The organism is Mycobacterium sp. G7A2 (genome assembly GCF_041902445.1).
Taxonomy (GTDB): domain Bacteria; phylum Actinomycetota; class Actinomycetes; order Mycobacteriales; family Mycobacteriaceae; genus Mycobacterium.
The window spans coordinates 1106742-1126904 of sequence record NZ_CP169251.1 but is presented as its reverse complement, the minus strand read 5'-3'; the positions used below and the strand labels follow the sequence as shown (position 1 = coordinate 1126904).

16 protein-coding genes are annotated in these 20163 nt (G+C 67.6%); 5 read left to right on the top strand and 11 right to left on the bottom strand.

Annotated elements, in window-relative coordinates:
- Positions 1–2: 2 nt before the first annotated feature.
- A complete protein-coding gene (locus ACEWX3_RS05475; protein WP_374158884.1) occupies positions 3–737 on the bottom strand; it encodes an enoyl-CoA hydratase in 735 nt (244 codons plus the stop codon).
- 25 nt (positions 738–762) lie between these two features.
- Between ACEWX3_RS05475 and ACEWX3_RS05470 the strand changes: the two genes are divergently transcribed.
- Both ACEWX3_RS05470 and ACEWX3_RS05465 read left to right on the top strand, forming a co-directional pair.
- Positions 763–2235 carry a carboxyl transferase domain-containing protein gene (locus ACEWX3_RS05470; protein WP_374158883.1) on the top strand — a complete coding sequence of 491 codons (1473 nt, stop codon included), beginning with the start codon at positions 763–765 and terminating at the stop codon, positions 2233–2235.
- A 120-nt stretch (positions 2236–2355) separates the two neighbouring features.
- The gene (locus tag ACEWX3_RS05465; RefSeq protein ID WP_374158882.1) at positions 2356–2670 is read left to right on the top strand and encodes a YrhK family protein; all 315 of its coding nucleotides are present in this window, start codon (positions 2356–2358) and stop codon (positions 2668–2670) included.
- A 40-nt stretch (positions 2671–2710) separates the two neighbouring features.
- Here ACEWX3_RS05465 and ACEWX3_RS05460 read toward each other — a convergent pair whose 3' ends face one another.
- From ACEWX3_RS05460 to ACEWX3_RS05445, 4 genes are all read right to left on the bottom strand, one after another.
- On the bottom strand, positions 2711–3406 hold the full coding sequence (locus ACEWX3_RS05460) for a ZIP family metal transporter (protein ID WP_207065759.1): 696 nt from the start codon (positions 3404–3406) through the stop codon (positions 2711–2713).
- 105 nt (positions 3407–3511) lie between these two features.
- Positions 3512–5518 (bottom strand): YhgE/Pip family protein, encoded by a 2007-nt coding sequence (locus tag ACEWX3_RS05455; protein WP_374158881.1) that lies wholly within the window; start codon positions 5516–5518, stop codon positions 3512–3514.
- Between the two features lie 2 nt (positions 5519–5520).
- Positions 5521–6171 (bottom strand): ATP-binding cassette domain-containing protein, encoded by a 651-nt coding sequence (locus ACEWX3_RS05450; protein ID WP_374159793.1) that lies wholly within the window; start codon positions 6169–6171, stop codon positions 5521–5523.
- Positions 6172–6293: 122 nt separating this feature from the next.
- On the bottom strand, positions 6294–10640 hold the full coding sequence (locus tag ACEWX3_RS05445) for an Ig-like domain-containing protein (RefSeq protein WP_374158880.1): 4347 nt from the start codon (positions 10638–10640) through the stop codon (positions 6294–6296).
- 168 nt (positions 10641–10808) lie between these two features.
- On the opposite strand from ACEWX3_RS05445, the gene ACEWX3_RS05440 reads away from it, so the two are divergent.
- On the top strand, positions 10809–11036 hold the full coding sequence (locus ACEWX3_RS05440) for a hypothetical protein (RefSeq protein WP_374158879.1): 228 nt from the start codon (positions 10809–10811) through the stop codon (positions 11034–11036).
- A gap of 337 nt (positions 11037–11373) precedes the next feature.
- On the opposite strand, the gene ACEWX3_RS05435 is transcribed toward ACEWX3_RS05440, so the two are convergent.
- Positions 11374–11790 carry a hypothetical protein gene (locus tag ACEWX3_RS05435; RefSeq protein WP_374158878.1) on the bottom strand — a complete coding sequence of 139 codons (417 nt, stop codon included), beginning with the start codon at positions 11788–11790 and terminating at the stop codon, positions 11374–11376.
- Positions 11791–11852: 62 nt separating this feature from the next.
- On the opposite strand from ACEWX3_RS05435, the gene ACEWX3_RS05430 reads away from it, so the two are divergent.
- A complete protein-coding gene (locus ACEWX3_RS05430) occupies positions 11853–12956 on the top strand; it encodes an epoxide hydrolase family protein (protein ID WP_374158877.1) in 1104 nt (367 codons plus the stop codon).
- A gap of 2 nt (positions 12957–12958) precedes the next feature.
- On the opposite strand, the gene ACEWX3_RS05425 is transcribed toward ACEWX3_RS05430, so the two are convergent.
- Entirely contained in the window at positions 12959–14581 is a 1623-nt protein-coding gene (locus tag ACEWX3_RS05425; RefSeq protein ID WP_374158876.1) for an AMP-binding protein, read from the bottom strand.
- A complete protein-coding gene (locus tag ACEWX3_RS05420; protein WP_374158875.1) occupies positions 14581–16296 on the bottom strand; it encodes an AMP-binding protein in 1716 nt (571 codons plus the stop codon). Before ACEWX3_RS05420 ends, ACEWX3_RS05425 begins: the two co-directional genes overlap by 1 nt.
- Positions 16297–16346: 50 nt before the next feature.
- Between ACEWX3_RS05420 and ACEWX3_RS05415 the strand changes: the two genes are divergently transcribed.
- Positions 16347–17207, top strand: a complete 861-nt coding sequence (locus ACEWX3_RS05415; RefSeq protein ID WP_374158874.1) for a response regulator transcription factor — start codon at positions 16347–16349, stop codon at positions 17205–17207.
- 28 nt (positions 17208–17235) lie between these two features.
- On the opposite strand, the gene ACEWX3_RS05410 is transcribed toward ACEWX3_RS05415, so the two are convergent.
- The 3 genes from ACEWX3_RS05410 to ACEWX3_RS05400 form a co-directional block, all read right to left on the bottom strand.
- Entirely contained in the window at positions 17236–17655 is a 420-nt protein-coding gene (locus ACEWX3_RS05410) for a hypothetical protein (RefSeq protein ID WP_207065766.1), read from the bottom strand.
- Positions 17652–18713 carry a molybdopterin-dependent oxidoreductase gene (locus ACEWX3_RS05405; RefSeq protein ID WP_374159792.1) on the bottom strand — a complete coding sequence of 354 codons (1062 nt, stop codon included), beginning with the start codon at positions 18711–18713 and terminating at the stop codon, positions 17652–17654. The genes ACEWX3_RS05410 and ACEWX3_RS05405 overlap by 4 nt, the downstream gene beginning before the upstream one ends.
- Positions 18714–19183: 470 nt before the next feature.
- Positions 19184–20101 (bottom strand): carbon-nitrogen hydrolase family protein, encoded by a 918-nt coding sequence (locus tag ACEWX3_RS05400; RefSeq protein ID WP_374159791.1) that lies wholly within the window; start codon positions 20099–20101, stop codon positions 19184–19186.
- Positions 20102–20163 lie beyond the last annotated feature (62 nt).

Below are 20163 nucleotides of genomic sequence, written 5' to 3'. Positions count from 1 at the left end.
CGTCATGCTCCCCGGAAGTTCGGCGGACGCTTCTCGATGCGGGCGACCTGGGCTTCGATGATGTCCTGGCTGGCCCAGGCTCGGTCGAACAGCTCCTGGTGCGCCGGCCACGGATCCTCGTAGGCGCCGTCGTCGTTGAGGACACGTTTGGCGTGCTGCAAGGCCAGCGGCGCGTACCCGGCGATCTCCTGCGCCCACGCCTGCGCGTCGGCGAGGGTGCCGATGCGGTTGGCCATCCCGGTCTGCAACGCCGCGTCGGCGGTGAGCCGCTCAGCGGCCAGCAGCATGCCGCGGGCCCGCCCGGCGCCGACCAGCGACGTCAACCGCCGGATGCTCCAGTTGTCCAGGGCGATGCCGTACTTGGCGACGGGGAACTGGAAGTACGCCTCGGGGGCCACGACGCGGAGATCGCAGATCATCGACAGGATGACGCCGGCGCCGATCGCGGGGCCGTTGACCGCGCCGATGACCGGGATCAGCGCGGAGTCGATGGCGAGGTTCAGCGCGCGCGCCTTATCGGGCAGCTCATCGGCCACCCCCTGCCCGCCGGACAGATCCGCTCCGGAACTGAAGACGTGGCCGCCGCCGGTCAGGACGACCACCCGGACGTCCTCGGCGGCCGCCTTCTCGATCGCGTCCCGCAGGCCGTCGACCAACTCGGCGTTGAGCGCGTTGCGTCGTTCGGGACGCTGCATCTCCAGGGTCATCACGTGGCCGTCACGGGTCACTGAAATCATGTCCCCACACTATTAGCCTTTTCCTGTGAGCCGGATCGGTGCCCTGGAACTGCGCGACGCGCTGTTCGACGACGGGTCGTTCGTCAGCTGGGACGCCTCGGCCCTGGCCATCCCGATGTCGCAGTCCTATCGCGAAGAACTCGACGGCGCCGCCGCCCGCACCGGCCTCGACGAAGCCGTGGTGACCGGCGAAGGCCGGGTGTTCGGACGCCGAGTGGCGCTCGTCGCCTGCGAATTCGACTTCCTGGCCGGGTCGATCGGGGTGGCCGCGGCCGAACGCATCGTCACGGCCGTGCACCGGGCCACCGCCGAAGGACTGCCGCTGCTGGCGTCGCCGAGCTCCGGGGGCACCCGCATGCAGGAGGGCACCGTCGCCTTTCTGCAGATGGTCAAGATCGCCGCCGCCGTCGAACTGCACAAACAAGCCCACCTGCCCTACCTCGTCTACCTGCGACACCCCACCACCGGTGGGGTGTTCGCCTCCTGGGGTTCCCTGGGTCACGTCACCGCGGCCGAGCCCGGCGCCTTGATCGGCTTCCTCGGCCCCCGGGTCTACGAGCACCTCTACGGTGAACCGTTCCCGACGGGAGTGCAGACCGCGGAGAACCTGCAGCGCCACGGCGTGGTCGATGCGGTGCTGCCGCTGGCCACCCTGCGTGCCACCCTCGATCGCGCGCTCACAGTGGTGTCGGATCCTCCGGGCGAACCACCCGAGCTGCCGCACCCCGAGCCATTGCCCGACATACCGGCCTGGGAGTCGGTGGAGGCGTCGCGCCGACCCGACCGGCCCGGCATCAGCCATCTGCTGCGGCACGGGGCCACCGACCGCGTGCTGCTGTCGGGCACCGGATCGGGAGAGGCCGCGACCACGCTGTTGGCACTCGCACGCTTCGGCGGCCAGCCTGCCGTCGTCGTCGGCCAGCAACGGGTGGTCGGCGGCGTCGTCGGGCCGGCAGCACTGCGCGAGGCCCGTCGCGGCATGGCGCTGGCGGCGGGGCTGCGGCTGCCACTGGTCCTGGTCATCGACACCGCCGGGCCTGCGCTGTCCACCGAGGCCGAACAGGGCGGGCTGGCCGGTGAGATCGCGCACTGTCTCGCCGAGCTCGTCACGTTGGACACCCCTACGGTGTCGGTCCTGCTCGGGCAGGGCAGCGGCGGACCCGCACTGGCGATGGTGCCCGCCGACCGGGTGCTGGCCGCGCTGCACGGGTGGCTGGCACCACTGCCGCCCGAGGGAGCCAGCGCGATCGTCTACCGCGACCTCGAACACGCCCCGCAATTGGCCGGCGCGCAGGGCATCCGCTCGGCCGATCTGCTGCGCAACGGCATCGTGGACGCGATCGTGCCCGAGCATCCCGACGCGGCCGACGAGCCCAAGGCGTTCACTGCGCGGCTGTCGGCGACCATCGCCGTCGAGTTGCACCGGTTGCGTTCGGTGCCCGCCGAGCAGCGCCTGGCTGCCCGCCTGCAGCGCTACCGCCGCATCGGCCTGCCCTGAGTGATGTCGGTCTGGTCGCGAGGTGGCCCCACCACACCGGACGCACGAACCACGCGTGGATCCCCGCACTGGCGGGTACGGGCTGCGAAAGCCGCCTAGTCCACTGTGAGGTGACATCACATGCACGAGATGACCGATGGGCGCCCACCGACCGTCAAGTCAGCGCGAGCCGAGCAGCAGCCCACCACACGCACCGAGCGACGCGGGCTCGGCGCTGTGCTCAGTGATTTTCCCTGGGTTCATCTGGGCTTGGGGCTGTTCGGCAACACGCTGTTCGTCGTCGGCAGCGTCCTGTTCTTCTGGGAGAGTACAAAGACGCTCGGAGTCTGGCTGTTCGTGTTCGGCAGCTCCGGGATGCTGCTCGGGTCGGTCGGGGAACTGCTCGTGCGTATCGAGAAGAAGCGACGCCGTCACGAGGGCGGACAGGACAAGTGACCGGCGGTCGCAGCGCCCGGCGCCGGTATCCGGCCAGCGCTCATCCGAGCTGATCCAGGGCGAGCGCCAATACGAGGCCCATCGCGGCGGCGACGCCGGCCGACATGGACCCGTCCTTGAAGGCTTTCGGGAATACCTCAGTCGCCAGGGATGCCACCACCGCGCCGCCCGCCAGGCTCCTGATGAGCGCCAACACGACGTCCGGCACCCCGGCAAGCAGCAGGTTCCCTGCCAACGCGGCTGCTGCCAGGATGGCGGCAGTGCCAGCCCACAATGCGAGCACCTTGCCGTTGGATCGTCCACTGGCCGCCATCCCCTTCGCTCCCCCGGCAGCTTCCGGCAGATTCGACAGGAAGATGGAGCCGGACAGCGCCGCGACCTGCAGCGGACCTGCGCCGATGAGCGCCACCCCCAAGGCCAGATTCTCGGGTACACCGTCGAGCGTGATGGCCAGCAGGAGTCCGCCGCCGTTGTTGGATCCCTCCTTCTTGTCGACGAGGTGATCCAGCACGGTGAACACGGCGGCCCCCGTCAGGACCAGCAGAGCCACCGCCCACAGCGGGGCCTGTTCCGTCGCCGGCTCCACCAACTCCAAGATGACCGACACGATGAGCGCCCCGCCTGCCATCGCGACGATGAACCCTTCGAGCCCCTCAGGCAGAGACCCATAGATCCCCCACAACGCTCCGAGGATCAACGCCGCGGATACCACCACGATGACGGCGAGGGTCAGCATCAATTTTCTCCTCAGCGGCTTCGGTCAACGCCGAACGGGTCGTACGGTCTCTGCCCACCACCCGAGCGAGCCAGTGCCACACAATCATTGCCAGCCCGCGAGCGTTCAAACCTCGATGGGCGGGTGCAGCCGTTCCATCGTGTACTGCCGGTTGCGCCGGGCCGCCCAGGCGCTGGCGGCCAAAGATGCCACCATCAGCCCGGCCAGCACCGCGATCGCGACCCACAGCCGGGAATCCACCCCACCGACGGTCAACTGCCGTAACCCGTTGACCGCATAGGTCATCGGGTCGAACGGGTGCATGATCTGAAATGGTTTCGCGGTGGTCTCGACCGGATAGATGCCGCCGGCGGAAACCAGCTGCAACATCAGGAAGGCCAGTGTCACAACGCGGCCGACGGCCACGCCGAACAGGGCGTTGAACGCCTGGATGATCGCCAGGAACGTGCCGGCCACCAAAACCAGGAAAGCCACGGTCGCCAGCGGATATTCGGCGTTCAACCCGACGCCGAAGTGCACCACGACGTACATCACCGCGACCTGGCACACCGCCACCAGAAGACCGGGCCAATAGGACGCCAACACCACCCGCAGAGCGCCCAGACCGTTGACGATCGGCCGGGACTGCAACGGCGTCAACAACATCCAGATGATCAACGCCCCGATGAACAGCGCCAGTGGCATGAAGAACGGGGCGAACCCGGTGCCGAAGGTCGCCGCCGGGTTGGTGTTGACGATGTCCAGACCGACCGGTGCAGCCATCGTCTTGGCGACCTCGGTGCGTTGCTGCGGGGTCCACGACGGGATCAGCGTGGTGCCCTCTCGCAGTTTGGTCGCCAGCTCCTGCCCGCCGGCCTGCAGACGGTCGGCGCCGGCGGCGAGTCGGTTCGCCCCGGCCGCCAGTTCGTCGCCGCCGTCGGCCAACTGGACCAGCCCCGCGTTGAGCCGCTGGGCACCGGCGTTCAGCTCGTCCACCCCGTCGTGCAGTCGGGCGACGTCCGCGCGCAACCCCCCGTCGAGAGCTTTGGCGAGGAAGACCCGCAGCGAGCTGTTCGGGTCGCCGAGTTCGTGTTCGAGCTGGGCGGCGCTGTCGCGAAGCCGGGTCAGCCCCTCGTCGGTCGTGGGATCGATGCCCTGGGCGCGCAGCAGCCGCTGCGCACCGGCCAGCGCGTGGCCCGCGTCGCGGACGGCCGGATCAGGGTTGGCCTGAAGGAAACCCACGGCCTGGTCGACGATGGCGGCTGCCTGCGCACTGTTGACGTTCAGCGCGGCGACGCGCTCGGTGGTGGAACGAACCGCGCCCGAGAGGTGTTGGGCGGCGAGGGCGACGTCGGTGGGGTCCAGGTTCAGTTCGCCGACCCGATCCAGCACCTCGAGCAGCGGGCCGGTGGCGGTATCCACCGACGCGGCGAGTTGTTCGGTGCCGGCGGCCAATTGCGCCGAACCGGCACTTGCGGTGTCGAGACCGGTCGACAGCGCGTGCGCACCGTCGGCGAGACGTTGCGCTCCGTCGTTGGCGGTTCCCAGTCCGTCGGCGAGCTGCCGGGCCCCGTCGGCGGCCTGGTCGAGTCCCTCGCCGGCGTCGGTCAGGCCGGTCAGCACCGTCCCGACGGTCTGTTCACCGATTCGGGCGTTGACCTGATTGAGCACCTCGCGTGCGGCGTTCTGCCCGATCACCGAGGCGAGGTAGTTGTTCGCGTCGTTGAACGTGAACCGCAACTGGGCTTGCTGCGGCTGACCACCCGACGGCGAGGCCACGCGCTCGCTGAAGTCCGGTGGCAGCGTGATCGAGAAGTAGTAGTCGCCGTCGGCCACTCCTCGCGCCGCGTCCTGGGCGGACATTTCATGGAGGTCGAGCTGCCCGGAGTCCAGCAGCGCCCGGGCCACCTGGTCGCCGGCCCGCAGTGGCTGGCCCTGTGCCTGCGCCCCGCGATCTTCGTTGACCAACGCCACCGGCACCTTGTTCACCTCGGCGAACGGGTTCCAGAACGCCCACAGGTACATGGCCCCGTAGAGCAGCGGCATCACGATGATCGTGATCAGCGCGATGCGGGGCATCAGGCCGCGCGAGTAGCGCTTGAGATCGGTGCCCAGCGACATTCCGGCCAACATGATCACTCACCGCCGTTCTGCACGCCGGCCAGCTCGGTCCGCGATGCGTTGGGTACCTCGAGGTGGCGCACCGGACGGTCGGGGACGCCGTTGACGCTGGCGGTCACGACGGTCTGGGTGCGACCGAGTTCGACGAGACGGGTGACGAGTACGTCGCGGTGGCGGTCGCTGGTGACCTGTTCGAGGTTGCCGACGACCAGCAGGGGCGGCCGGCCGGTGTTGGCCAGCGCGATGCGCAGCAGCAGGCCGTCGAGTTCGCTGAGCTCCTCGACGTACTCGGTCAGCGGTGGCAGCGGCACGTCACCGAACACCGGTGCGCAGACTTCGGCGAGGTCGGCAGCGTCGGCCCGGCGCACGAGGCGGTACCACGGGGCATCCCAGCGCAACTGTTCGGTGATCAGGTCACGCACCGTGACCGACTCGGCGACGGTGTCGAGTTCGTCGACACCCGCGAGCGCCGCATGGGCGAAGATGTCGCGGACCCGGTTGCGGCCGAGGACGGTCAGCTCGCCGGATGCCGGGCGCATCCGGCCCGCCAGCGTCATCAACAGTGCGGTCCGCCCCGATCCGGGTGGGCACACCAAGACGGTGACCCCGCCGGACTCGACGTTCAGGTCGATCGGACCGTAGACCGGACCCCACGGTCCGCGCATCGTGATGGCCCGCGCGGTGATGGCCGGATCAGGGTGTGGCTCAGTCACCCCCTGATCCCACCACAGCCGCCTGGCGATTTCGGCGTGGTTGTCGTCGTTGATCGTCGACAACCACGCCGAAGTCACACCTCCGTCGACGGGCCGAACACGTCCAGCTCACGAATGACGGTGACGACGTCGGGAGCGTTCGTGACGTCGGTCAGCGTGAGGTAGAGCTTGCCGTCACGAATCGAGGTGCTTCCGATGCCGTCGCCGGTGAAGACCACCGCCGCCCCGCCGGCGCTGACGGCATACACGGTGGTTGTCGCAGAGTTGACTGTTCCCGTGGTGGTGTCGACCTCGTACGTCACGGCGTTCACATAGGCGCGGCCGTCGGGACCGAACACCGCGGAACTGACCTGCCCGCCGCCGAGGGGAATGTCGACCACGGAGGAGCCGATGAGCGCCACGGCCGATCCGACAGTTGCCCCGGTGTCGTAATCGGTGAGGGCAGAAGCGAAGACCGCCGAGTTGTCGGGTCCGGTCACCAATACGACGGTTCCCCCGCTGCCCACCGGAATCGGATCCGTGACCATACCAGTGGACAGGTTGACCAGCGCGGCCGTGTCGAAGTCTTCGTGCACCAGCACGCCGAACGGGGTGCCGTCCGCGCCGAACCGCAACCCACCGAGTGGGCCGTCGACCGGAATCACCCTCTCCACTCCCGCCGGACCGTAGACCCGCAGTTCGCCTTCGAACAGCACGTACGCGCGGTCATCCGGGCCGACCGCCACATAGGACTCCACGAGGGATTGCGGCTGCAGCACGTCGTAAATCCGCACCGGGTCACCCGCCAGGACGGTGCTGGACTGCGTTCCGTCAGCGGCGATCCTGATCAAAGAGGCGACGGTTCCGTCGCTGACGACCAGGTACGAGACGTGCTGACCGATGGCCGGCTTGCCGAGCGGCAGAGCATCAACGGCGAGTACCCGGCTGGTTCCATCCGACTCGACAACGAGCATCACCGCCCCCTCGGCGTAGGTGTTCACCGTCAACCGGGCGGTGCCGTCGGCGAGCGCTGCCGCAGCACCGTACGGCGAGCCCTGCACCACAGTCGACACGAACGAGTCGCCGCTCCGCGGGATCACCAGGATGCCGACCTGATCCAGACGATAGAACGCACTCGTGGGGTCGGTGGACGCCATGAACGCCTGATACGCGGTGCCGTCCGGGCCGACGACGATACTCGGCGAGGCCTGCGACGAGCCCGGCGGAATGTAGGCCGCAGCCGCGCCAAACCCCGTGTCATGGGTGGAGAATTGCCCCTCGGGGGTCACCCGGACCACGGACATTCTCGGTACCGGACCCGTCCCGTCACCCCGGTCGACGACGGTGAGCACCGTCAGGTATGCGGTGCCGTCCTGGCTGAACTGCGGTGCCGTGTAAGGGCTTCCCATGACTTGCTGGGTGGTCACCGACCCATCCGAGCGAACCAGCGAGATGTCCGTTTTCGCGGTGCCCGCCGCCAGCCCGGCGAGGTTGACGAGGAACAGATCGCCGCTGGGCCGCAGGATCGGTGCGCCGAAGGGAAGGGAGCCCGGGATGGGATCGGTCTCGAACGGCGCCCCCGCCGTCGGGATGATCACCACGGTCATGTCCAGCGACCCATCGGGGCTCTGGTTGAACAGCGTCAGGTAACCGGTGCCGTCCGCAGCGAACTGAACCGGTCCGGCTGCAGCTCCGGGGAACTGCGTCCCGTCGATCGTGAAGGCGGGGGCGACATCGACGGTCACCGACAACGCAGTGGCGCCGCCGTGGGCGTCGTCGACAGTGACGGTGAACGTGTCGACCTTGTCGGCCGCCGTGGCATCCGGTGCGGCCGCGGCGTCTCGCGCCGCCTGGGTCGGAACGTAGCTGAACTGACCCGTCGCAGTGTTCAGCGTGATGGCTCCGCCCTTGGCGGACGTGGCCGGCGCGCTGTAGGACAGCATGTCGCCGTCGGGGTCGGATCCGGAGACGATGCCGGCGACCACGCCGCTGCCCGTGTTCGGCTGCCCCGCAGTGTAGGTAGCGGCCGGCGCACTGTTGCTCGGGGCGATGGTGACGGTGACCGGGACCGCCAGCGTTCCGCCGCGGCCGTCGCTCACCGTCACATCGAAGCTGTCCTGCTTGTCCGACGGCGACGCGGCCGAGGCCGACGCCGCGTGCCGCGCCGCCTCGGTGGGTGTGTAGACGAAGCTGCCGTCGGCGGTGACCACCACCGATCCCTTCGTCGTCGTCGTGGACCCGCCGAAGGTCAAGGTGTCACCGTTGGCGTCGCTCGCCGACACCGTGCCGGTCACCACGCCTGCGTTTCCGGGTTGTCCGACGACGGCGTCCCCGTTGCTCGGAGCGCTGTTCGGTGCGGGCAGCACCGCTACCGACACCGTGACGGTGGCGGTGCCGCCGTGACCGTCGCTCGCGACGACGGCAAAGCTGTCGGTCTTGTCGGCCGCGGTCGCGCCCGCCATCGCGGCGGCATCGCGCGCCGCCGGAGTCGGGGTATAGCTGAACTGGCCCGTTGCACTGTTCAGCACGACCGTGCCCCCCTTGGCGGAGGTGACCGGTCCGGTGAAGGTCACCGTGTCGCCGTCAGGATCGGACCCGGACACCAATCCGGCGACCACGCCGTCAGCCGAATTCGGCTGTCCGGCAGCATAGGAAGCGGTCGGCGCGGCATTAGCAGGGCTCACGGCGACGGTGACAGCGACAACGAGGGTGCCACCGTTGCCGTCGACCACCGTGACATCAAAGCTGTCCTGCTTGTCGGCACTCGAGGCACCCGACGCCGCGGCATCGTGGCGGGCATCGGCGGTCGGGGTGTAGGTGAACGAACCATCGGGGTCGACGACCACCGACCCCTTGGCGGTCGACGTCGTCCCGCTGAAGGTCAGCGCGTCACCGTTGGGATCCGAGGCGGACACCACACCGGAGACGACGCCGTCGGAGTTCGGCGGGGACGCGGTGAACTCGCCATCGACCGGAGCGGCATTGCCGACCGCGGGCACGATGGTCACTGTGACACTGGCACTGTCCGTGCCGCCGTGTCCGTCGCTGACCGCGAAGGTCAACACGTCGGTCTTGGCAGCGTTCGGCGCATCCTCGGCGCCGGCGGCCATCCGCGCGGCCAGGGTGGGCGTGTAGGTGAACGTTCCGTCCCCGTGGTCGACCAGCGCGCCTTTGCCGGTCGAAGCCGGCGCACTGAAGGTCAGGGCATCACCGTCGAAGTCACGGGCAGTGAGCGTCACCGTCACTTCACCGCTGTTCTCATCCGGTGTGGTGGCGCGCACGCGGGTGATGCGTGGATCGCTGTTGCGCGGTGCGATGTTCACCGTTACGGGCACGATCAACGCGCCACCGAATCCGTCGGTGACGGTCACGTTGAAGCTGTCGGTGGTGGCCTCGGCGCCCGCGCCCTCGACCGCGGCGGCGTGGCGGGCTTCGGCAGTCGGGCGGTAGCTGAAGCGCCCCGACGAGTACACGACGACGCGGCCCTTGTCGGTCTCAGTCGACCCTGCGTAGGTGAGCCGATCGTTGTCGGCGTCGGTGGCGAGCACACGGCCGGTCACGGTCGCCGTCCAGCTGCTCGGCTCGCCCTGGACGACGTCATCGAGCTCGGGCCCCGCATTGTCGAGGGCGGCGATCTGCACCGTGAACCGCACGGTGTCGGTGCCGCCGTGCCCGTCGTCGACGGTGACGGCGAACGTGTCCCGTCGGTCCCACGACCATCCCGGCCGCTGACCCGCGTCCTCACGTGCCTGCGGAGTCGGGGTGTAGACGAAGCTGCCGTCGTCGCCGAACACCACGTCACCCTTGTCGACGCCGGTGACCCGGTAGCTGAGCACGTCCCCGTCGGCGTCGCGGGTGACGATCGTCCCCGTCACCGCGCCGGTGTCCATCGCGGGCAGCCCTACCGAGCCCGACGAGCGGGGACGGTCGTTGGCAGCACGGATCCGGACCGTGACTTCGACCCCGGTCACCCCGCCGTTGCCGTCGTCGATGGTGACCACGAACGAATCAGTCGTGTCCGCCTCGGCGGCTCCGTCCTTCGCCGCCGCGTGACGGGCGGCATCCGTCGGGGTGTAGGTGAAGCGACCGCGGGAATCGACCACCACGCTGCCTTTGGCGGTGTTCGTCGACCCTGAGTAGGTCACGCGGTCGAAGTCACGGTCGAAGCCGAGCACCTGTCCCGACACCTTGCCGGTGAACCACCCGGGGGAACCCACCCACGCCCACCCGGTGGGAGCGGTGTTGTCCTCGTCGACAGCAGTCGACGTGGCCGCGAATGTCCCTTCAGGCGCCGGCTGTTCGCGCTGTCCGAGCTGTCGACGCGCGAACGCCAACAAGCCCCACAGCAGTGGAGATTCGGACGGAACGTCCGTGTCGACCGCGTCGAACGGCGAGATCACCGGTGATGCGATTGATGCCAGCTCGGCCTGTTCGGTGCTCACCGCCGGAGACGCCGCCACGGGGCGCGGCTCTACGACAATGCCGGGATCGGTTGCTTCCGAACTGATTATCGGGTCATCCGCGTTGATCGGCTCGACGTCTCCAAGGTCGATGAGGACATCCGCGACGCCCTCACTGTCCGGTTCCGGACTTGGCGGAACTGCTTCGAAGTGCTGTACGGGCGCGCTCGAAGCACGATCGACCTCAGTGGCGTAGCGTTCGCTCTGATCCTCGACCGGTTCTGCGAGCTCCGCCTCGGGATCGTCGAAGCCGACGAGTTCCTCTGCAACGAAACCTTCTTCGCCTTCATCGGCAATGTCGATATCGGAGTCGAAGTCACCGTCACTGTCGCTGTCAACGTCGTCATCGAAGCCGGACTCGACACCGACACCAGCTGACTCGTCGCCATCAACCGACTGCGCATCGGCGGCGTCGAGGTCTGCGTCAGAATAATCCGAATCGTCCGCTCCAGCTGTCGTCCGTTCGACCGACGACGCGGCCGAGCCTGTTTCCGTTTCAGCGCAGGCGATTCCAGATGTCGACGCGACGGCCGTGCCGATTCCCAGCGCGATGGCCAAGGCACCCACCCGACCGACATAGCGTGAATAACCCATGATGTCCCCCCAAACAATCGTGGCAGTTTGCCAGGCTAGACGTATGGGGCGCGAAAACGGTAGCGAAACGACGAAACATCCGAAAATTTCCGCATATTTGAGGGCCGTCGCCCAGATGGAGTCACGTCAACGCGAGTGCGCTCAGCATTGCTGCGCAGGTCAGCACATGCAGCGGCAGCCGCAGCAAGCTCCGTCTTGTCCACCGCGTAGCTGCCGATTCGTTCACATCAGCAGGATCGGTTGTTTCGAACAGAACAGCTTTCGGGGTGAGGTCGACCGCCGAGAAGATTCGCAGCACGACCTGACCGGCCGCGGCCACCAGCAGCGCGGCGCGGACGTCGGGGGCGCCCCAGGCGGCCACCAGCGACACCGCGAGCAGCACTTCGAACGCGAGGTGCGCGGGCCGCCAGAAGCGCACCCGGGAGATCCCCCCGTTGCGGGCCTGCACGATGCCCGGCCGCTTGGGCCAGAACGGATCGACGACCAGCGCCTCGTAGACAGCTCCGCCCAGCACGATGCAGGCGGCCAGAGTCGTCATCGCGATCACCAGGACAGCAGGGGGCCACACGTCTCCCGATTATCCAAATGCCAGGATGTGGCATGGCCCACATCCAGCCCTTTCGCATCGACATCCCCGATGCCGACCTCGCCGACCTGCGACAGCGTCTCGCGCGCACCCGGTGGCCGGATCAGGAGTGCGTCGACGACTGGAGCCAGGGCATCCCGCTGGCCTACACCCGTGAGCTGGCCACGTACTGGGCCGATGAGTACGACTGGCGCTCACGCGAGGCCGCGCTGAACCGGTTCGACCAGTTCATCACGGACATCGACGGACTTCCCGTCCATTTCCTCCACCAGCGCGCGCCGCGGCATGACGCGTTCCCGTTGTTGATCACCCACGGCTGGCCCGGATCGGTCGTCGAGTTCCACAAAGTGGTCGAGCCGCTGAACGCCGCCGGGTTCCACGTGGTGTGCCCGTCGTTGCCCGGATATGGCTTCTCCGGCAAGCCGACGCACACCGGTTGGGGTGTGGAACGCATCGCGCAGGCGTGGGACGAGCTGATGGTACGGCTGGGTTATCAGCGCTACGGCGCGCAGGGCGGGGACTGGGGCGCCGCCGTGACCACCCAGATCGGTCGCAACCGTGGTCACTGTGTGGCCATCCACACCAACATGCCGCTGGGTCGGCCGCCCAAGGGTCTGCGTGACCCCAGCCCCGACGAATTGGCCGCCCTCGAGCGGCTTGACTACTACCAAAAGTGGGATTCGGGCTATTCGAAGCAGCAATCCACCCGGCCGCAGACGCTGGGCTACGGACTGGTGGACTCCCCTGTCGGGCAGATGGCGTGGATCGTGGAGAAGTTCTGGTCGTGGATGGACTGCGACGGCCACCCCGAGAACGTGCTCACCAAAGACGAGCTGCTCGACAACGTGATGCTGTACTGGCTGAACGGTTGCGGGGCGTCCTCGGCGCGGCTGTACTGGGAGAGCTTCGGCAGCTTCGGCGGCGGTGGCCCGGTGACGCTACCCACCGGGGTGGCCGCGTTCCCGAGGGAGGTGCTGCGCGCACCGCGGCACTGGTGCGAGGACAACTACACCATCACCCGGTGGACCACCATGCCGCGCGGCGGGCACTTCGCCGCGTTCGAGCAGCCCGAGCTGTTCGTCGACGACGTCGCCGCGTTCTTCAACGAACACCGCTGAGCTCACAACCCGAACAACCGGGCGCTCTCCTCGCGCATGTCCACCTTGCGGATCTTGCCGGTGACCGTCATCGGGAACTCATCGACCAGGTGTACATAGCGCGGAATCTTGTAGTGCGCCAACCGTCCCGAGGCGAAGGCACGTAGCGCTGCGGCATCCAGCGGCTCACGGTTCGCCTTCATCCGTATCCATGCGCACACCTCCTCGCCGTAGGTGTCGTCGGGCACCCCGATCACCTGGGCGTCCTCGATGTCGGGATGGGTGTAGAGGAACTCCTCGATCTCGCGGGGGTAGATGTTCTCTCCCCCGCGGATGATCATGTCTTTGATGCGCCCGACCACGTTGCAGTAGCCGTCGGGCCTCATGACCGCCAGATCCCCGGTGTGCATCCACCCGTCGGAATCGATGGCCTGGGCCGTCTTGTCGTCTTCGCGCCAGTAGCCGAGCATCACCGAGTACCCGCGGGTGCAGAACTCGCCGGGCTCACCCCGGTCGACGGTCTCGCCGGTATCCGGGTCGACGATCTTGATCTCTACGTGGGGGTGGGCCCGGCCGATGGATGCGGTCCGCCTCTCCAGGTCGTCGTCGATCAGGGTCTGGCAGGACACCGGTGACGTCTCGGTCATGCCGTACGCGATCGCCACCTCGGCCATGTGCATGTCCTCGATGCACCGCTTCATCACCTCGACCGGGCACACCGCGCCGGCCATGATGCCGGTGCGCAGTGACGACAGGTCACGGGCGGCGAAGTCGGGATGGTTCTGCATCGCGATGAACATCGTCGGGACACCGTAAACAGCTGTGCAGCTCTGCGATTCGATCGCAGCGAGCGTGTGCCCCGGATCGAACCCGGGAGCGGGGATCACGATCGTCGCGCCGTGCGTCGTGCAGCCCAGGTTGCCCATCACCATGCCGAAGCAGTGGTAGAACGGCACAGGGATGCACAGCCGGTCGCCGGGTCCGAGGCCGATCTGCCCGGTGACGAAGTAGCCGTTGTTGAGGATGTTGCGGTGCGACAGCGTCGCCCCCTTCGGGAAACCCGTTGTCCCCGAGGTGTACTGGATGTTGATCGGGTCGGTGTTGGACAGTCCCGCCTGGCGGGCCGCCAACTGCTCGACGCTGATTTGTGCCGCGGACTCTCGCAGTCGGTCCCAGTCGTCGGTACCCAGGAAGACCACCTGCTGCAGCGCCGAGGCCTCGGGCCTGATCTCCCCGACCATCGCCACGTAGTCCGAGGACTTGAACGACGTCGCCGAGACCAGCATTCGCAGACCCGACTGCTCGAGAACATAGGCCAACTCGTGGGTCCGGTATGCCGGGTTGATGTTGACCAGGATCGCCCCGATCTTCGCGGCGGCGAACTGGACGAGCACCCATTCGGCGCAATTGGGCGCCCAGATGCCGATCCGGTCCCCCACCGCCAGTCCCGCAGCCATCAAACCTCGCGCCAGCGTGTTGATTTCGTCGTCGAGTTCCGAGTACGTCCAGCAACGGCCGGTTGTGACCTCGACGAGGGCGTCGACGTGCGGATGCGCGGCGGCGGTGCGCTCGAAGTTCGCCCCGATCGTCTCCTCGAGGATCGGGATGTCGGTCGGGCCGGCATCGTAAGACTTCGTCGAGGTCATCACAGCAGCTCCTCGTAGCGGTACTCGGCAGGCAGCGGCGTGCCGGTGCGGTGCGCCTCCTCCTCGCGACGGCGCAGGTCCACACGACGGATCTTGCCCGAGATCGTCTTCGGAAGTTCGGCGAATTCGACACGCCGGACCTTCAGATACGGCGCGAGATGCTTGCGGCTGTGCAGCAGGATCTCCCGGGCCGTGTCGGCGTCGGGAGCCCAGCCCTCGGCCAGCGTCACATACGCCTTGGGTACCGACAGCCGCATGTCGTCGGGTTGGGGTACCACGGCCGCCTCCACCACCGCGGGGTGCTCGATCAACACGCTTTCCAGTTCGAACGGCGACACCTTGTAGTCCGACGATTTGAAGACGTCGTCGGTGCGGCCGATGTAGGTGATGTAGCCGTCCTCGTCCCGGCTGGCGACGTCGCCGGTGTGGTAGTAGCCGTCGCGCATGACGTGACCGTTGCGCTGCTCGTCGTCGACGTAACCGGTCATCAGGTTCAGCGGGCTGGCACACAGATCCAGGCAGATCTCGCCCTCGTCGGCCGCCCCGCCGGTCACCGGATCGATCAGCACCACCGGCACGCCGGGCATCGGTCGTCCCATGGAACCGGCCTTGACCGGCTGACCTGGCGTGTTGCCGATCTGCAGGGTGGTCTCGGTCTGGCCGAAGCCGTCGCGGATGGTCAACCCCCACGCGCGTTGTACCTGGGCGATGACATCGGGGTTCAGCGGTTCACCGGCGCCGAGGATCTCGCGCAGCTCCGGCGGCCGCTCCCCCAGCTCGGCCTGGATCAGCATCCGCCACACGGTCGGCGGGGCACAGAACGTACTGACGCCGGCGCGGCGGATCTGCTCGAGCAGGGCTGCGGCATCGAAGCGGGCGTAGTTGTACACGAAGATGGTGGCCTCGGCGATCCACGGGGCGAAGAAGCAGCTCCACGCGTGCTTGGCCCAGCCGGGCGAGCTGATGGCCAGGTGCACGTCCCCGGGGCGCACCCCGATCCACGCCATCGTCGACAGGTGCCCGACGGGATAGCTGACCTGGGAGTGCTGAACCAGCTTGGGGTGGCTGGTGGTCCCGGAGGTGAAGTAGACGAGCAGCGGGTCGTCGACCGCGGTGCCGGGTTCGAACGGGGCGGCGGACTCGACAGCCTCGGCGTCGGCGTAGGCACGCCAACCCGCGGCCGGACCCCCAACCGCGACGCCGGTGAACTCGGCGTCGAGGCCATCGAACTTGCCGATGTCCGACGCGTTGGCGATGACGAAACGGGCGCCGCCGCGGGCCAGGCGGTCGGCGATGTCGTCGGGGCCGAGCGCGGCCGTGGTCGGCAGGATCACCGCGCCCAGCTTCGACACCGCCAGCATCGACTCCCACAACTCCACCTGGTTGCCGAGCATCAAGATGACGCGGTCGCCCTTGCCGACCCCCAACCCCCGCAGCCACGTCGCGACCTGATCGGAGCGCCGCGCCATCTGCGCGAACGTCACCTTCTGCTCGGTACCGTCCTGCTCGACGATCCACAGCGCGGTGCGGTGGTTGCGGTAGCTGATGTCGCCGCCGGAGCGGTCTTGACCTGCGATCACGTCGAACCAGTCGGTCGCCCAGTTGAACTGCCCGGTGACTTCGGGCCACTGGAACGTGGCCACGGCCTTGTCGTAGTCGGTGATGAGGTCGACGAGCTGGTCGCGCGCGGTGCGATATCTGTCCGTGTTCGACATGGCTAATAGGATCTAGGTCACACCGGCCGGTCCACTACCCCCGAAAGTGGGTGAGCCCCGTGACCCCGACGCCTCGGTCCCTGCTGCGCCCCCGCGACGCCGACGCGCTGCGGGCGACGCTGCGCGCGGTGGCCACCGAGGGCGACGTTCCGGTGCTGTTCGGCGGTGAGGTCCACGGCGACACGCTGCTGCTCAGCGAGTTCGTCGGCACCCGCACCCAGAACCTGCGGGGTCTGGCGGTGCGGTCGAGTTCGGGGCTCGGTGGAGCCAGCATGGTGGCGGCCCGGCCGATGTCGGTGGCCGACTACCGACGCGCGGTCACCATCACCCACGACTACGACCGGCCGGTGCTCTCCGAAGGGATCCGCGCGGTACTCGCGGTGCCCGTGCTGGTGGACGGGCAGACCCGGGCCATGCTCTACGGCGCCTACCGCTCGTCGGCGCCGTTCAGCGGTCGTGCCGCCGACCTGATGATCACCTCGGCCCGCGCACTGGGCGACGAATTGCGCATCCGCGACGAGGTGGACCGACGACTGCGACTCGCCGACGCCCGGGCCCCGGCCGGCGCTCATCCGATCGGCGTGGAACAGATCCGTGAGGTCCATGCCGGGCTGCGCAGCCTCGCCGCCGACGCCACGCCCGCTCTGCAGCAACAGCTCCGCGACCTGGCCGGCCAACTCGCCGCTGCACTGGCCGGTGAGACCGCGCCGACCGGGGCGGTGTTGACCGTGCGCGAGCTCGACGTGCTGGCCGAGATCGCCCTCGGATGCACGAATGCCGAAGCAGCGCAGCGGCTGTCGCTGAAATCCGAGACGGTGAAGAGCTACCTGCGCAGCGCGGCGACCAAGCTCGGGGCACACACCCGCCATGAAGCGGTGTCCAAGGCGCGGCGTGCCGGGCTGCTGCCGTGAGGTAAACCGCCACTGGCCGAGATCCTTATCAGTTGTTCGCCCGGCGCCGCTGCATCAGGGCGGCACCCACCTGATAGAGCGGCACGCAGGCCCAGATGATCAGCAAAGAGATCATCAAACCCATTGGATAATCACGATCCAGGACGGTCGGGTTGTCAGGCTTGGCGCCGGGCGTGTCGAAGACCGGCACCGCAAGAAATATCAGGGTCGCCGAACACAGAGCAGCGACGGCGATGGGTGCCCACCAGCTCCCTTTGACCAGCCGGCGTCCCGTGTATCCGAGTACTGCACTGAGCGGCGCGAAGACGAAGTCGTGAACGATGACGCCGCCTCCCGCCCACACCGCGATCAACGCAATCGTTCTTCCCGGCAGATCAAGAACCAGCACGGCACCGTAGGCGGCCGCTGCGAGCCCCGCCACGACCAGCAGAATTCTGGAGGCGGTCACCGTCCCACCACCTCGATCCGAGAGAGCCACTTCGTCTGCAGAACGCCAGGGCGTGTCGGAGCGATGAGCCGGCATGGGTAGCCATGGTCGATGTCGAGGTCTTCGCCGTTGATCTGCAACGCGATCAGAGTTCTCGAGTCTCGAGCGTGCCGAGCCGGCAACACGGTCCGAGAGTAGGGCCCAGGTGGTTCCAGCGAGATCATCCGGACGTCGGCGTCCTCGGATCCGCCCACGGCAGCGACGAGATCGGCGAGAACGACGCCAGTCCATTCGGCATCGGCACTCCAACCTTCTACGCACGCAATAGGAAGTCGGTGAGTTGCCTGCGGCATGGCCTGCAGTTCGGCAAGCGTGAATTGCCGGGCTCTTTCACCGTTCACGACACTGAGCGTGTAGTCGGGGGCGCGTGCGGTCCGAAGCACCCCTGCGGCCGCAGCTGACCGATTGACCGGAACACCTTGCGGCCCTTCTCCTGACCTGGGAGCCAGGACCGCGAATCGACGCAGCCACGGGACCGTCTGACCCGCCGTGGCCAGGGTGGCGACACCGACGGCAAGACCCGCTCCCACCAGCACGGTCCTCCTTGACGGACCCACGGTCCCACCGTCGGCGACGTCTCCGATCGGTTCGCCGAGAGCACGTCTGATCACCGGGAGCTTCACGCCAATGTGGACGATCACTGCACCCGCAGCCACATAGGACATCGCGTAATGCGCCGTCGTGAAGAAGAACCCGAACACGTACCACTGCGCGATGTTGAGCAACCCGGTGACCAACTGGAAGATCAGTGCAGCGACGAGAACGAGGATCGACAACCGCTCCAACTGCCGGGCGGGGCCGCCGATCAGGGGGCGCTCGAACAGTTTCGGCCAGACCGACCAGAGTTTGACCACCAGAAGCGGTATCGCCGCGATACCGCTGATCACGTGAAGACCCTGAGTGAAGCGGTAGAGCCACACCGGCCGCGTCGGCCACCAGAACCACGGCTGCGGATGCTGGATGAAGTGACTGATCAACCCCGTCACGATGCACACCGCAACGGCGATGCCGAGCCACATGCCCACTCGGACCGTCACAGCCGTACTGCGAAGTTCAGAGAACCTGGGTTCGCGTACGGTCACCGCGGACCCGCCCCGGTGAACCGTGACGGCCGCGCGGGACGTGGATCGGTTCTCATTTCCATGTCGTTCTCCTGCAGTTCGAAAACTGCGTCAGCGGGACACCTCTCACGCAGCTGGCTTCGCACCTGATGCGAAATGTACCGATCAATACATTCTGTGTACTGTCTAGTACAGAAATGCCGCTTCGGCAAGGAATAAGGATCTACGTGAAAGTGGTCCATACAAGGGACCGCGGTCGGTCGAGGCCGTGTCGATCGAACGGACCACCGGTCCCCGCCGGCACGCACACCACCGTTCTATGGTTCTCCAGCCGAGCACGACTATGACCGCCGCCCGCGGCGTGCGATTCAAGCGTAGGCAGCCTAGTGTTCTGCTACGAGACCGGCGTCCCGATCTCAGCGCGCATTTCAGTCGGTGAACGTCGCAAGGGACTGCCGACGCCGGTCGACCACCAACCGGGTGACGTCGGGGCGCCCGTAGTGGCCGGCAGGGTCGAAATTCTGACGCTCGCGGCGCACTTCGCCGTGGTCGAGCGTCGCGACTGTCAAACCCTCCGTGGAGTCGATGGGGTCGATGACCCAGCTGCCATCCGGCGCAGCGATGCATGTTCCACCGGTACTGACCTGCTCGTCGCTGGCATCACGCATCATCTCGGCGCCTGGCATGGTGTCTGGTATGCCGTCTCGGCGCAGCACGCCCGACACCGAGATCACGTAGGAGCGCGACTCGAGCGCGATGAACCTGGTGATGTCCGCGGTGTCGTAGACGTCACCGGGCCACAACGCGATGTGGAGATTCTCGCCTTGGGCGTACAACGCTGTGCGCGACAACGGCATCCAGTTCTCCCAGCAGTTGAGAGTGCCAAAGGTGAACGGCGGCAGGTGGTGCGTCACAAGCCCGTTGCCGTCGCCGTTGGCCCAACTCAAGCGCTCTTCGTAGGTGGGGGTCAGCTTCCGGTGCACGGAGGCGATCTCACCGTTCGCGTTGACGGTCACCGCCGAGCAGTAGATGCTGTGACCTCCGCGATCCGCCGGCCGTTCAGCCACCCCGAGTACGACCGCGGTGCCGCCCCGCCGTGCTGCTTCGCGCACGCCGTCGAGATGGCCCGCTTCGATCTGAACGGCTTCCTGCAAGTAGAGCGAATGGATCTCTCGTTGCAGGTCGGAATTGAACTTGGCGCCGTCGGTGCGACCGAGCCAGAACGGATAGCCGGGTACGACAGTTTCGCCGAATACAACGAGTTTGCACCCTCGCGCGGCAGCCTCGTCTACGTACCCCTCGACCGTTGCCAGCGTCGCCGCGCGGTCCAGGAACGCAGGCGCCATCTGTACGGCACCGACGACCAGCGTCTGATCCCCATGGGCCATCGTCTTGCCTCTCGATCGAT